The organism is Streptomyces sp. NPDC090025, from assembly GCF_044748125.1.
In the GTDB taxonomy this organism is placed as follows: domain Bacteria; phylum Actinomycetota; class Actinomycetes; order Streptomycetales; family Streptomycetaceae; genus Streptomyces.
Genome location: NZ_JBIVFL010000006.1, coordinates 228162 through 242405, shown reverse-complemented (window position 1 = coordinate 242405; position 14244 = coordinate 228162). Strand labels below are relative to the sequence as shown.

At 73.5% G+C, this 14244-nt stretch carries 11 protein-coding genes; 2 read left to right on the top strand and 9 right to left on the bottom strand.

The genetic code is table 11. The annotated features are described in order from the left end of the window. Window positions 1-4: 4 nt before the first annotated feature. The 6 genes from galE to ACIPXM_RS17210 form a co-directional block, all read right to left on the bottom strand. Complete coding sequence (gene galE, locus ACIPXM_RS17235; protein WP_401655936.1) at window positions 5-973, bottom strand: UDP-glucose 4-epimerase GalE; 969 nt, start codon at window positions 971-973, stop codon at window positions 5-7. Continuing rightward, window positions 970-2052, bottom strand: a complete 1083-nt coding sequence (gene galT, locus ACIPXM_RS17230; RefSeq protein ID WP_401656191.1) for a galactose-1-phosphate uridylyltransferase — start codon at window positions 2050-2052, stop codon at window positions 970-972. Before galT ends, galE begins: the two co-directional genes overlap by 4 nt. A gap of 182 nt (window positions 2053-2234) precedes the next feature. Next, window positions 2235-2912 (bottom strand): LuxR C-terminal-related transcriptional regulator, encoded by a 678-nt coding sequence (locus ACIPXM_RS17225; protein ID WP_401655934.1) that lies wholly within the window; start codon window positions 2910-2912, stop codon window positions 2235-2237. 187 nt (window positions 2913-3099) lie between these two features. Beyond that, window positions 3100-4971, bottom strand: coding sequence for a PQQ-binding-like beta-propeller repeat protein (locus ACIPXM_RS17220; protein WP_401655931.1), 1872 nt, complete (start codon window positions 4969-4971; stop codon window positions 3100-3102). Window positions 4972-5056: 85 nt separating this feature from the next. After that, window positions 5057-6946, bottom strand: coding sequence for a PQQ-binding-like beta-propeller repeat protein (locus ACIPXM_RS17215; protein WP_401655929.1), 1890 nt, complete (start codon window positions 6944-6946; stop codon window positions 5057-5059). A gap of 134 nt (window positions 6947-7080) precedes the next feature. Then, on the bottom strand, window positions 7081-8886 hold the full coding sequence (locus ACIPXM_RS17210) for an ABC-F family ATP-binding cassette domain-containing protein (RefSeq protein ID WP_401655927.1): 1806 nt from the start codon (window positions 8884-8886) through the stop codon (window positions 7081-7083). A 136-nt stretch (window positions 8887-9022) separates the two neighbouring features. Here ACIPXM_RS17210 and ACIPXM_RS17205 point away from each other — a divergent pair, with 136 nt between their 5' ends. Next, entirely contained in the window at window positions 9023-9640 is a 618-nt protein-coding gene (locus ACIPXM_RS17205; RefSeq protein WP_401655925.1) for a Uma2 family endonuclease, read from the top strand. Here ACIPXM_RS17205 and ACIPXM_RS17200 read toward each other — a convergent pair. Beyond that, window positions 9618-10925, bottom strand: a complete 1308-nt coding sequence (locus ACIPXM_RS17200) for an acyltransferase (protein ID WP_401655923.1) — start codon at window positions 10923-10925, stop codon at window positions 9618-9620. The two genes, ACIPXM_RS17205 and ACIPXM_RS17200, sit on opposite strands and share 23 nt — an antisense overlap. A 327-nt stretch (window positions 10926-11252) precedes the next feature. On the opposite strand from ACIPXM_RS17200, the gene ACIPXM_RS17195 reads away from it, so the two are divergent. Beyond that, the gene (locus ACIPXM_RS17195; protein WP_401655921.1) at window positions 11253-12254 is read left to right on the top strand and encodes a hypothetical protein; all 1002 of its coding nucleotides are present in this window, start codon (window positions 11253-11255) and stop codon (window positions 12252-12254) included. Between the two features lie 43 nt (window positions 12255-12297). Here ACIPXM_RS17195 and ACIPXM_RS17190 read toward each other — a convergent pair whose 3' ends face one another. Then, window positions 12298-13209 carry a 4-(cytidine 5'-diphospho)-2-C-methyl-D-erythritol kinase gene (locus tag ACIPXM_RS17190; protein WP_401655919.1) on the bottom strand — a complete coding sequence of 304 codons (912 nt, stop codon included), beginning with the start codon at window positions 13207-13209 and terminating at the stop codon, window positions 12298-12300. After that, complete coding sequence (gene rsmA / locus ACIPXM_RS17185; protein WP_401655917.1) at window positions 13206-14228, bottom strand: 16S rRNA (adenine(1518)-N(6)/adenine(1519)-N(6))-dimethyltransferase RsmA; 1023 nt, start codon at window positions 14226-14228, stop codon at window positions 13206-13208. The genes ACIPXM_RS17190 and rsmA overlap by 4 nt, the downstream gene beginning before the upstream one ends. Window positions 14229-14244 lie beyond the last annotated feature (16 nt).

Here is a 14244-nt window from a genome sequence, read left to right as displayed (position 1 = left end):
CCGGTTACCCCTCCTGCTGCTCCCGCGCGCGGGCGAACGCCCACGCGTCCTCGACGATGGCCGCCAGGTCCGGGCGGGACGGGGTCCAGCCGAGCCGCTCGCGGGCGGTGTCGGCGGCGGCGACGAGCACGGCCGGGTCACCGGCGCGGCGCTCGGCCATGACCTCGGGCACCGGGTGGCCGGTGACCTTGCGGACGGTCTCGACGACCTCGCGGACCGAGAAGCCGTTGCCGTTGCCGAGGTTGCAGATCAGGTGCTCGCCCGGGGTCATCGCGGTCAGCGCGAGCAGGTGCGCCTCGGCGAGGTCGGCGACGTGGATGTAGTCGCGGACGCAGGTGCCGTCGGGCGTCGGGTAGTCGTCGCCGTAGACGTTGATGGCCGCGCGCCGGCCGAGGGCGACCTGGAGGACGAGCGGGATGAGGTGCGACTCGGGGTCGTGGCGCTCACCGCACTCCTGGTAGGCGCCGGCCACGTTGAAGTAGCGCAGCGAGACGGCGGCGAGGCCGTGCGCGGCGCACTCGCCGGTGATCATGTGGTCGACGGCGAGCTTGGTCGCGCCGTAGGGGTTGGTGGGCGCGGTCGGCGCGGCCTCGGTGATCGGGACGGTCTCGGGCTCGCCGTAGGTGGCGGCGGTGGAGGAGAACACCAGCTTGCGGACCCCGGCCGCGCGCATGGCGGCGATCAGCGCCATGGTGCCGCCGACGTTGTTGTCCCAGTACTTCTCGGGCTTGGCGACGGACTCGCCGACCTGCGAGTAGGCGGCGAAGTGCAGCACGCCGTCGTAGGAGGCGTCGAGCCAGCGGGCGGCGTCCTGGATCCGGCCCTCGATGAAGTCGGCCCCGGCGGGGACGCCTTCGCGGAAGCCGGTGGAGAGGTCGTCGAGGACGGTGACCTCGTGCCCCGCCTCCAACAGGTGGGCGGCGACCGTGCCACCCACATAGCCGGCCCCGCCCGTCACCAGGTACTTGCTCAACTGCTTGCCACCTCTCGAAGTCTGTCGGCCGCGGACTCCGGCGAGACGTCGTTCATGAACGCGCCCATGCCGGATTCGGTGCCCGCGAGGAACTTCAGCTTGCCAGAGGCCCGACGGACGGTGAAAAGCTCCAGGTGCAGCGCGAACTCGGCGGGGTCCGCGGCGCCCGGTCCGGGGCTCGGCGCCTGGTGCCAGGCGGCGATGTACGGGGTGGGCGGCTCGGCCGGGCCGAACAGCCGGTCGAAGCGGCGCAGCAGCTCCAGCTGGAGGCCGGGCAGCTCGGCGCGGGCGGCGGGGGCGAGCGCGGTGAGGTCGGGGACCCGGTGGTGCGGGTAGAGGTGCACCTCGTACGGCCAGCGCGCCGCGTACGGCACGAACGCGGTCCAGTGCTCCCCGGCGAGCACCACCCGGCCCCCGGCCCGTTCGCGGGCGAGGACGTCGTCGAAGAGGTTGCGGCCGGTGCGCGCGCGGTGTGCGGCGGCGCTGCGGAGCATGGTGGCGGTGCGCGGGGTGACGTACGGGAAGGCGTAGATCTGGCCGTGCGGGTGGGCGAGGGTGACGCCGATCTCGGCGCCGCGGTTCTCGAAGCAGTAGACCTGGCGGACGCCGGGCCGCCGGGAGAGCTCGGCGGTGCGGTCGGTCCAGGCGGCGAGGACGAGGGCGGCGCGTTCGTCGGTGAGGTCGGCGAAGGAGGCGGTGTGGTCGGGGGTGAAGCAGACCACCTCGCAGCGGCCGTGCTCGCCGGAGAGGGAGGGGAAGCGGTTCTCGAAGACGGCGACCTGGTAGTCGGCGGCGGGGATCTCGCCGTGCCGGTCGTCGGTCGCGGGGCAGAGCGGGCAGCTGTCGGCGGGCGGGTGGTAGGTGCGGCCCTGCCGGTGGGAGGCGATGGCGACGTGTTCGTCGAGCAGCGGGTCGTGGCGGATCTCGGCGGCGGAGGTGACCGGCGGGAGCGTGCGGCGGTCGACGGCGTCCCGCCCGGGGGCCGCGGCGGGGGCGGCGGCGCGGGCGTCGGCGGGGCCGGGCGCGTCGAAGTAGAGCAGTTCGCGCCCGTCGGCGAGGCGGCGGACGGTCTTCGTCACCTGCGGGGCGTTCAGGGTGTTCATGACGGGCGGCTCCTCGGCCTCCGGCAAACAGAACCACCCACAAAAAACCACAATCAAACATCGATGGCAACAGCGCTGGTCAACACCGCACCCCACGCCACCACCTCAACGAGCGACACAACACTCCGCACCCTGGACCCGGCCGCCCAGGGCCGGGCCTACGGCCGCCGCTGCATCGGCACCCGGTCGAGCAGCCCCGTCCGCGCCGCGAGCGCCGCCGCCTCCAGGCGCGAGCCGACACCCAGCTTCATCAGGACCCGCTGCACATGGGTGCGCGCGGTGCTGGGCGCGATCGCCATCCCGGCGGCGATCAGCCGGGTGTCCTCGCCCTCGGCGACCCGTACGAGCACCTCCGCCTCGCGCGGGGTCAGCAGCCGCAGCAGCCGCTGGCCCTCGTCGTCGGGCTGCGCGGCCGGGTTGAGCAGCTCGGCGAACGCGCCCTGGATGAGCTGCGGCGCCACCGCCGCCTCGCCCGCCCTGGCCTTCACCAGGGCCCGCTCGACGCCCTCGATGCGCTCGTCGTGCCGCACATAGCCCGAGGCCCCGGCGGCGAAGGCGGCCGCGATGCCGCGCGGCGAGGGCACCGGGCCGAGCACCACCACGGCGATCTGCGGCCGCTCGCGCTTGATCCGGACCACCGGGTCGAAGACCCCGGGCTCGGCGGGCGCGGCCGTGCCGAGCAGGCACACCTCGGGCGCGCGGCTCACCACCAGCTCCGCGGCCCCGGCCACCGGCGCCGCCGCGGCGAGCACCCGGTGCCCCCGCAGCTTCAGCGCCGAGGCCAGTGCCTCCGCGTGCAGGCGGTGGTCGTCGACCACCATGAGGCGTACGCCCATCGTTCCTCCCCCATCCCCGGGCCGGCCTTCCCCCGGCCACCCTGCTGCCCGGCAAGCTACACACTCCCCCGCCCCGCTTTGCCCCATGCGCGGCGGCGGCCCCCATCACCCCCGCCCGGAAACGGCACTGGGGCCCCTCCACCGGAGGGACCCCAGAATCGCATCACCGGCGGCGCCGGTCAGCCCTTCAGCCGGTGGTCCTGAAACCGACGGCCAGATAGCGCTTGTAGGTGGTCGACGAGCTCGACGGCTTGCTGAGCGTCGTCTGCGAGACGAACAGCCGCCCGTTCGCGTAGCGGTACTCCGCGCCGGTCTGGCTGAAGCTGGTCTCGATGTCGCGGGTGGCCTTGAACGACGGGTTCTCCATCAGCGTGGTCGCCTTCATGGTGCCGCCGTTGATGGAGACGATCTGCCCGCCCTTGTCGTAGGGCGGCCACTTGTACGCGATGATGTCGCCGCCGTCCATGCGCAGCGGGAACAGCGTGTAACGGTCGCCCGCGTCGGCCTTGTTCGGCGTCAGCCGCCCGGTGTTCAGGTCGAAGCCGACGATCTCGTTGGTCCGGGAGGCGTACTCGCCGGTGCTGCCGTCGTGCTCCTCGGTCGGCACGTAGAGCCGGTTGTTGCCGACGACGACCTGGGTGCAGGACTCGACCTTGGTGGAGCGGCAGCGGGCCGCGTAGCGGTCCGAGTCGGCGGTGATCTTCGCCTTCAGCTTCCCGGTCTTCTCGTCGATGGAGAAGAAGTCCGAGATGCCGCTGCCGTCGGTGGCGGTGTCGCCGACGTTCGCGGCGACCACCAGCGGCTTGGTGGAGACGATCGACGCCCAGTCGACGCCCGGCGGCATCTTGAACTGCGAGAGGGGAGCGCCGGTCATCGGATTGAGGTTCTGGATGGTGACGGTCGGGCTGTCGTACGGGCCGCACTTGCGGACCGCGACCAGGCCGGCGCCGCCGCCGTAGCCGAGGTCCTCGCACGAGGCCGCGTTGGCCACCGGCTTCCAGCGCGGGTTGCCGTTGGCGAGGTCGAACGCCGCGCCGCCGTCGAGGCCGCCGGCCGCGACGGTCCGGTCGTGCACGGTGACCTCGCTGAAGGTCACCTTCTTGTCGCCGCCGGTGCCGCCGGTCACCGACGTCGACCAGACCAGCTTGCCGGTGGCGAGGTCGAGCAGGCCGACCTCTGTGCACGGCTGGAGGTAGCGCGGCGGGGTCCGCTTGGCGGCCTCGAAGAGCACCGGGACCTTGAAGTCGGCGGTCATCTGCCGGGAGGCGCCGCAGACCTGGCCGGTCAGCGGCAGGGTCCACAGGACGGTGCCCTTGTCCAGGTCGTAGGCGACGACCGAGTCGACCCCGGTCTTCACGTACGCCTTGTCGGTGATCCAGGAGCCGGACACGTCGGTGATGTCCGGGACCTGCGGCAGCGGCAGCTGGAAGGAGGCGGTGGACGTGGGGTCCGCCGGGACCTTCTCCGTACCGCCGCCGCCGAGCCCTCCGTCGCCGCCGCCGGAGCCGCCCGAACCGCCGTCCTTGGAGCCGCTGGCGGCGCCGGAGGTGCCCTTGGCGTCGTCGTTCTTGCCGCCGTCACCGCCGGAGTTCGCGTACCAGACGCCGCCGCCGACGATCAGGACCACGGCGACGACCGCCGCGATGATGATCTGCGCCTGCGCGGACAGCTTGCGGCCGCTCCCCCCGCCGGAGCCCGGCGGGACCGGCGGGACCGGCGGGACCGGCTGTCCCCCCGGGTACTGCGGCTGCGTCGGGTAGCCGTACCCGGGCTGCTGCTGGGGCGGCTGCGGCGGATAGCCGTACGGCTGCTGCCCGGGCTGCGGGTACCCGTACACGGGCTGACCCGGCTGTCCGGGCTGACCCGGCTGGCCCGGCTGCCCCGGGTACGGCTGCTGCGGGTACTGCGGCGGCTGCTGCGGTGCCTGCGGGTAGCCGTACGGCTGCTGCTGCGGGTCCTGGGGCGCGCCGAAACCCCCCGGCGGGGGGTCCTGCGGCGCGCCGAACCCGCCCGGGGGCGGACCCGGGGGCTGGTTCGGCGGTGGCGGCGGCTGCGTCATGGCGTGGGCACCTCGGAGGTCTCGACGGTGTCGGGAAGCGGACGGGACGGGCGGCGCGAGCGCGGCGACGTGCTGAGGGCGGCGCTCACTTGCCGTACGCCATCATCGTCTTGGCTTCCTTCTCCTCCGCGTCGCTGGGGGCGGAGACCCGGCCCGCGGCGATCACGAAGGTGCCGTTGCCGTACGCGTACGCGGCGTCGTAGAAGGAGCTCTCGACCGTCGACACCGCCGCCTGGCCCTGGAGCACGACCTTGGGGGCCCCGCCGGTCGGGGCGAGGGTGGCGACGGCGCTGCCCGCGTCGTACCGCGGCTCGATGTACAGCAGGACGTCGGAGCCCTCCATCCGCAGCGGTGTCATGGACTGCTCGCCCGGCGCCTTGGAACGCCACTTGGGCTTGCCGGTGGCCAGGTCGAAGGCGACGACCTCGTTGGGGGTGCCGTACGCGGTCTCGGTCGCCATGTAGAAGGTGTTCGGGTCGGCGGCGACACCGGTGCAGCCCTGGAGGTTCTTGCCGAAGACGACGAAGCTGCCGCCGCAGCGCGGGGCGAACTTGTCGTTGGCGGCGCCCTGGATCTGGGAGCGCTGCTTGCCCGCCGCGGTGAGCGCGACGATCGACCACTTCTTCTGCTCGCGCTGGGTCATGGAGACGACCAGCGGGTCGACGGAGTAGACCCGGTCGACCTCCCAGGTGAGCGGCAGCTTGTAGGTCCAGCGGACCTTGCCGGTGGCCGGGTCGATCTCGCTGACCGCGTGGGATTCCTTGTTCACGTCGCCGGACGGGCACTTGGTGGCCGCGATGAGCTTGCTGCCGCCCGCGTAGGCGTACGGCTTGCAGCCGGTGGTGGGCGAGGTGAAGAGCTGCTTGCCGTCGGTCAGCGAGAAGCCGTAGGCGGAGCTGGAGCCGGCCGCGGTGACCGTGTTGCCGCTGATGGTGAGGGTGTTGTCGGAGAAGGCGAAGAGGCCGGTCGGCTTGGGCACCGACTTCGTCCACGCGCTCTTGCCGGTCTTGAGGTCGACCTGCTTCAGCTGGAGGCACTTGGCGCGGTCGCCCGCGCTGTCCTTGAAGCCGAACACCATGACGCCGTTGGCGTTGGGCTCCGGCGGCGCGGCGCACAGGTCGAAGGGCAGGTCGATGTGCCACTTGGGGGCGCCGTCGGCGAGGCTGTAGCCGTCGATGCTCTTGTACATGCCCTTGACGACGACGTCGCCGACGATCCACGGGCCGTACACGTCGGCGCCGTTGCGGGGCAGGTCGACGTTGTTCTTGAGCAGCCAGTTGATCTTCGCCTCGCCGTCCTTGCGGCCGGCGTTGAGGTCGTTGGGGTCGCCCTCCTCGCCGTCGCCCTTGCCGTCGCCCTTGTCGACGGACTCGGTCGGCTTGGGCAGGCCGGTGGTGGCGGACTGGGTGGGCTGGACGACCGGCTTCTTGTCGTCGTCACCACTGAGGGCGAACCAGGTGCCGCCGCCGATGACGAGCGCGGCGGCGACGGCCGCGGCGACGATGATCCCGGGCTTGCCCTTGAAGAAGTTCTTGCCGCCGCCGCCCCCCGCGGGCGCCGGCGGCATCGGGGCGGTCGGGTAGCCGCCGTACGGGCCGGGCTGCTGGCCCGCCTGCGGATAGCCGTACGGGCCGGGCTGCTGGGGCTGCTGCGGGTAGCCGTACGGGCCGGGCTGCTCGCCCTTCTGCGGGTACCCGTAGGGGCCCGGCTGCTGAGGCTGCTGCTGGGGCGGGTACCCGTACGGGCCGGGCTGCTGGGGCTGTTGCGGCTGCTGCGGGTACCCGTACGGGCCGGCGGCCTGCGGCGGCTGCCCGGCGGGCGGCTGCGCGGGCGGCTGGGCCGGAGCCTGCGGCGGCTGCGGCGGGACCGGCGGTGCCTGCGGAGGCATCGGCGGGACCGGCGGCAGGTTCTGCCCCTGGTTCGGGTCCGGCGCGCCGAAGCCCTCCGGTGGCTGGTTGCTGGGCGGTTGGGTCATCAGCGCTTCCCCCTTGATGTGAGCGGGTTTTCTTTCTACCACTCGGGGGATGGCGCAAAAGTGGCCGGTCCTCCCCTTGTTCCCAAGGGAGGACCGGCCCGTGATGCCGTCGTTATGCGTCCTCTACGACATCTCTACGCGTCCTCGGCGAGCTCCAGCCACCGCATCTCCAACTCCTCGCGTTCACCAGCGAGTTCCCGGAGCTCCGCGTCCAGTTTCGCCACCTTCTCGAAGTCCGTGGCGTTTTCGGCGATCTGCGCGTGCAGCTTGGTCTCCTTCTCGGTGACCTTGTCGAGCTGACGCTCGACCTTCTGCAGCTCCTTCTTCGCGGCGCGGGCGTCGGCGGCCGACTTCTCCTTGCCGGGGGCGGCGGCCACCGTCGTCGCGGCGGGCACGGCCTCCTCGACCATCCGGCGGCGGCGCTCCAGGTACTCGTCGATGCCGCGCGGCAGCATCCGCAGCGCCCGGTCGCCGAGCAGCGCGAGGGTGCGGTCGGTGGTGCGCTCCAGGAAGAACCGGTCGTGGGAGATGACGACCATGGAGCCGGGCCAGCCGTCGAGGAGGTCCTCCAGCTGGGTGAGGGTCTCGATGTCGAGGTCGTTGGTGGGCTCGTCGAGGAACAGCACGTTGGGCTCGTCCATCAGGAGCCGCAGCAGCTGGAGACGGCGGCGCTCACCGCCGGAGAGGTCGCCGACCGGCGTCCACTGCTTCTCCTTGCCGAAGCCGAACTGCTCGCACAGCTGGCCCGCGGTCATCTCGCGGCCCTTGCCGAGGTCGACCCGGTCGCGGATCTGCTGCACGGCCTCCAGGACCCGCAGCGTCGCGGGGAGTTCGGTGACGTCCTGCGAGAGGTAGGCGAGCCGCACGGTCTTGCCGACGACGATCCGGCCCGCGGCGGGCTGCTGCTCGCCGTCGGTGCGGGCGGCGTCGGCGAGAGCGCGCAGCAGCGAGGTCTTGCCCGCGCCGTTGACGCCGACCAGGCCGATCCGGTCGCCGGGGCCGAGCTGCCAGGTGAGGTGCTGGAGCAGGGTCTTGGGCCCGGCGGTGACGGTCACGTCCTCCAGGTCGAAGACGGTCCTGCCGAGCCGGGCGTTGGCGAACTTCATCAGTTCGGTGTTGTCGCGGGGCGCGGGCACGTCGGCGATGAGCGCGTTGGCGGCCTCGATGCGGAACCGGGGCTTGGAGGTACGGGCCGGGGCGCCGCGGCGCAGCCAGGCCAGCTCCTTGCGGACCAGGTTCTGCCGCTTGACCTCTTCGGTGGCGGCGATCCGCTCGCGCTCGGCGCGGGCGAAGACGTAGTCGGAGTAGCCGCCCTCGTACTCGTAGACGTCGCCGCGCTGCACGTCCCACATGCGGGTGCAGACCTGGTCGAGGAACCACCGGTCGTGGGTGACGCAGACGAGCGCGGAGCGCCGGGTCTGCAGGTGCCCGGCGAGCCAGGCGATGCCCTCGACGTCGAGGTGGTTGGTGGGCTCGTCGAGGACGAGCAGGTCCTGGTCCTCGATGAGCAGCTTGGCGAGCGCGATCCGGCGCCGCTCGCCACCGGACAGCGGCCCGATGACGGTGTCGAGGCCCTTCTCGAAGCCGGGCAGGTCGAGCCCGCCGAACAGCCCGGTGAGCACATCGCGGATCTTGGCGCTGCCGGCCCACTCGTGGTCGGCGAGGACGCCGATCACCTCGTGGCGGATGGTGGCCTCGGGGTCGAGCGAGTCGTGCTGGGTGAGCACCCCGAGCCGCAGCCCGCCACTGTGCGTGACCCGCCCGGTGTCGGCCTCCTCCAGGCGCGCGAGCATCCGGATGAGGGTGGTCTTGCCGTCGCCGTTGCGGCCGACGACGCCGATCCGGTCCCCTTCGGAGACACCCAGGGACACCCCGTCAAGGAGCGCACGGGTGCCGTACACCTTGGTGACGGACTCGACATTGACCAGATTGACGGCCATTTCACTCCTGGTACGGGGCACACGATCGACGCCCAAGGGTACGTCGGCGGCGGTGACGGATGACGCGGTCACTCTTTGTGATGACGTGGTCGGGATCCGGGGGCTGCTGTGACGGACGAGCCGAAGAATCACGCCCATGGGAGAAACCGTGTCCGCCGAGCGGACGACCGGGTCGGAGCACGAGTGCGCCCGGCATTGGCCGAGGCCGCCGCAGGGCGGCTGGACCGTCGACGATCTGTTCACCCTGCCCGCCCTCCCCGCGCACACCGAGCTGCTCGACGGGAGCCTGGTGTTCGTGAGCCCGCGCCGCCGATCCCACGACATCCTCGTCTTCCTGCTCCGCATGGGGCTGCGGAGCAGTGTTCCGCCGCAGCTGCGGGTGGACGGTCGGATGACTGTGATCATCGACCGCCGCAACTGTCCCGAGCCGGATCTCCTCGTCGTCCACAAGGAGGCCGTGCGCGGCCTCGCCCAGACCTCGTACCCGGTCGGGGACGTCGTGCTGGCCGTCGAGGTCGTCTCTCCGGACTCCGAGTCACGGGACCGCGACACCAAGCCGCACAAGTACGCCGCCGCCGGGATCGACCACTTCTGGCTCGTCGAGATGGACAGCGACAGCAGCGCGGTCGTACGGGTCTACGAGCGTGACCCGGTGACGAAGACGTACACGTCCACCGGTGTCCACCGGGACCGGCTGAAGCTCTCCGTCCCCTTCCCGATCGACATCGATCTCAGCGGGATCGACGAGCTGTAGGCCGCTCCACCAGCAGCCACCCCGCCAGCGCCATCCCCACCGCCACCGGGGCCGTCACCCTGGCGGCTATCAGGGTGGCCGCGTGGCCCTCCAGGAGGCCGCCGAGGCCCGTCATGGACAGGGCGAGGACGCCGAGCAGGGCGAGGGTGATGCCGAGGGCGGCGAGCGGGGTGCCGGTCGCCGGGCCGGGTGGGGGCGGGGTGGCCGGGGTGGGGGACTCGAAGCGGCGGAAGAGGGCGACGAGCAGCGCGGTGAGGACGGCCGCGGCGGCGAGGCGGAGCGGGACGTGGGCCCACCAGGTGCCGGTCGCGGGGTCCGGGAGCCGGACGCCGAGCGCGAGGAGCGCGCCGTACACGCCGAGCATCGCCGTCAGGTGCCACAGGAACGCGGTCATCGCGATCCCGTTGGCCGCGACCACCCCGCGCCACACCCGGGCCCGCGCGGTGAACCGGGCGCCGGGGCCCTTGAGGAGTTCGACCGCGCCGACCAGCCACAGGCCGTGGCAGAGCAGCGCCAGGGTCGGCGGGGCCATGTTGGAGACCTGCTCGCCGGGCATCCCGACCATCGACAGCGGGTACGGGCCGAGGGCCACGAGCAGGCCCGCGCCGAGCAGTCCGGCACCGGCGAGGAGCTCGGGGCGGCGGATCATGCCGTCGGCGCGCAGGAAGCCGAGCTGGTGGACGGCGAGCCAGACGAAGGCGAAGTTGAGGAACTCGACGTACGGCACCCCGGCCGCGAACCGCAGCACGTCGACCGCGACCGCCCCCGCGACCAGACCGCCGAACGCGCCCCAGCCGTACCTCTCGTGCGCCTTCAGGAGCGGCGGGGTGAACGCGACCATCGCCAGATAGATCCCGATGAACCAGAGCGGCTGGGTGACGAGCCGCAGCGCGACCCCGGTCAGCCCGCCGTCCGCGCCGAGCAGCTGCACGACGAGCGCGAGCACGCCCCACACCGCGATGAACACCATCGTCGGCCGCAGCAGCCGCCGCAGCCGGGCCCGCAGGAAGACCGCGTACCCCGGCCGTGAGCGGTGCGCGAGGGCGTGCGAGAAGCCGCCCACGAAGAAGAACACCGGCATCACCTGGAGCACCCAGGTGAGCGGCTGGAGCGCGGGCACCTCGGCGAGCAGGTTGCCGACCTGCCCGTCGGCGGTGACCGCGGCCATCAGCCAGTGCCCGAGGACCACGACGCCGAGCGAGGCGACCCGCAGCAGGTCGACATAGCGGTCCCGGGTCGCCGGTGTCGCGGCGGCGAGCTCCCGCGCGCCGAGTCCCTTGCCCATTCCCATTCCCCGTCCCCCATCCCGATCCCGATTCCGGTCCCGATTCCGGTCCCGGTCCCGATCCCTCAGGGCACGGTGCCGGGCGGGGCGGGGCGGCGGGAGCGCTCGGATACTCAACTCGGGGATGAGTACGGGGCGGCGGCGAGGACTCCCGTACGGCCCGGGGGCGCGCGGGACGGGTGGGCGTGCGCGGGTGCGGATGGCGGGGCCGGGTCCACCGGGCGGGCGACCTGGCGGCCGGGGCACCGGGTCCCGCCCCTGACGGCCGGTCATCTTCGTCCCGACCGCACCCGCTCACCCACCGAGCCACCCCTCACCGGAGGAACCGTGCCCGCACTCCCCCGCCTCGCCGCGCCGCTCGCCGCCGCGCTCGCCCTCCTCGCCCCCGCCGGCGCCACGACCGCCACCGCGACCGCCGCGACGCCGTCCGGCGGCGACCCGACCGTCTCGCACGCGCGGGTCCTCGCCCACTTCCCCTTCGCGGCCGGGCGGGCCCCGGAGAACATCGCCCTCGAACCCGACGGCTCCGCCGACGTCACCTTCTCCTTCGCCCGGCAGGTCGCCCGGGTCGACCGCACGGGCGCCGTCACCGTGCTCGCCACCCTGCCGCCCGTCGCGGACCCGCACACCCCGCTGATCGGCGCCGCCGCCGTCAGCGGCATCGCGCGGGCCGAGGACGGCACCCTGTACGTGAACTACGCGACCGGCACCGCCGAGACCGGCGTCTGGCGCATCGCCCCCGGCGCCGCCCCCGAGCAGATCGCCCAGCTCCCGGCCGACGGCCTGCCCAACGGCCTGGCCCTGGACGAGGAGTGCGGCACGCTCTACGTCGCCGACTCGGCGCGCGGGGTGGTGTGGAGCGTCCCCCGGGACGGCGGCGCCCCGGCCGTGTGGGCCGAGGGCGCGGCGCTGCGGGCCGCCGCGGCGGGCGGCTTCGGGGCCAACGGGCTGAAGTTCCGCGACGGGGCGGTGTGGGTGTCCAACACCGACCGGGCCACCCTGCTGCGGATCCCGGCGGGCCCGCCGCCGGAGCGGGCCGCCGGTCCGGTCGAGGTCCGCGCGAGCGGGCTGACCGGGATCGACGACTTCGCCTTCACCGGGCACCACGGCGGCACCGTGCTCGCCGCGCTGCTGCCGAGCGACGAGGTGGCGCTCGTCCGTCCCGACGGCAGCCACAAGACGGTGCTGACCGCGAAGGACGGACTGCGCAACCCGACCTCGCTGGCCGTGCACGCCAAACGGGTCCATGTGAACAGCGCGGCCTACTACGCCACTTCGGCGCCCGACCCGAACCTGCTGGTCGCCCGGATCTCCAAGAACAAGCGGTAGCCGGGCGGGCCACCGGGGCCGGTCCCGGGGCCGCCGGGCCCGGTCAGACGATCGTGGCCCCGGCCGCCGGGGAGGTCGCGACCCGCGCGGTCCGGCAGGTGCCGGACGCGATCAGGGCGGCGGCGACCTGCTCGGCGGCCTCCGCGTCCTTCACCAGGAACGCGGTGGTCGGCCCCGAGCCCGAGACCAGCGCGGCGAGCGCGCCCGCCCCGGTCCCGGCCGCGAGGGTCGCCGTCAGCGACGGGCGCAGCGACACGGCGGCGGCCTGGAGGTCGTTGGCGAGGGCGGCCGCGAGGGCGGTGGTGTCACCGGCCGCGAGGGCGTCGAGCAGCGCCGGGGAGGCGACCGGCTCGGGCACGTCCACGCCCGCGGTGAGCCGGTCGAACTCGCCGTACACGGCGGGCGTCGACAGGCCGCCGTCGGCGACCGCGAACACCCAGTGGAAGGTGCCGCCGACCGGCAGCCCGGTCAGCTTCTCGCCCCGGCCGACGCCGAGCGCGGCACCGCCGACCAGACTGAACGGCACGTCGCTGCCCAGCTCGGCGCAGATCTCCAGGAGTTCGGCGCGCGGGGTGCCGAGGCCCCACAGGGCGTCGCAGGCGAGCAGGGCGGCGGCGCCGTCGGCGCTGCCGCCCGCCATGCCGCCGGCGACCGGGATGTCCTTGGCGATGTGCAGATGGACGTCGGGGGCGATGCCGTGGCGGGCCGCGAGGAGTTCGGCGGCGCGCGCGGCCAGGTTGCTGCGGTCGAGCGGCACCTGACCGGCGTCCGGGCCCTCGCAGGTGACCGTCAGCGTCTCGGCGGGGGTCGCGGTGACCTCGTCGTACAGCGAGACGGCGAGGAAGACGTTGGCGAGGTCGTGGAAGCCGTCGGGCCGTGCGGCACCGACCGCGAGCTGCGCGTTGACCTTGGCGGGCACCCGTACGGTGACGCCCGCGCTCCCGCTCGCACTCACGCCTCCTGCTCCTTCGCGTCCTCGGCGGCCGTCGCGTCCTCGGCGGCCTCGGGGGCCTCGGGGTACCTGGCGTCCTTCGCCTTGGCCTCGGCCTTCGCCTTGGCCTTCGACTGCGGCTGGGACGCCGACAGCGGCTGGGGCGCCGACAGCGGCTTGTTCTCGGCGATCCGGATGAACTCCTCGACCGTCAGCGCCTCGCCGCGCGCCTGCGGCGACACCCCGGCGGCGACCAGCGCCGTCTCGGCGGCGGCGGGTGAGCCCGCCCAGGTGGCGAGCGCGGCCCGGAGCGTCTTGCGGCGCTGCGCGAAGGCCGCGTCGACGACCGAGAAGACCTCGCGGCGGGTCGCGGTGGTGGCGAGCGGCTCGGTCCTGCGGACCAGCGAGACGAGCCCGGAGTCGACGTTCGGCGCGGGCCAGAAGACGTTGCGGCCGATGGACCCGGCCCGCTTCACCTCGGCGTACCAGTTGGCCTTGACCGACGGCACGCCGTACACCTTGTTGCCCGGCTGGGCGGCCAGCCGGTCGGCGACCTCGGCCTGGACCATCACCAGGGTCCGCTCGATGGTCGGGAAGCGCTCCAGCATGTGCAGCAGCACCGGCACGGCCACGTTGTACGGCAGGTTCGCGACGAGCGCGGTGGGCGCCGGGCCCGGCAGCTCCTGGACCTGCATGGCGTCGGAGTGGACCAGCGCGAAGCGGTCCTGCCGCTCGGGCATCCGGGCGGCGATCGTCGACGGCAGCGCGGCGGCGAGGACGTCGTCGATCTCGACGGCGGTCACCCGGTCGGCGACCTCAAGCAGCGCGAGGGTGAGGGAGCCGAGTCCGGGCCCCACCTCCACGACCACGTCGTCGGGGCGCACCTCGGCCGTGCGGACGATCCGCCGCACGGTGTTGGCGTCGATGACGAAGTTCTGGCCCTTCTGCTTCGTGGGGCGGACGCCCAGGGTGGCGGCCAGCTCACGGATGTCTGCGGGGCCGAGGAGGGCGTCGGGGCCTTCGGGGCCGGTGGTGGTGCTCACCGGTACAGCCTACGGG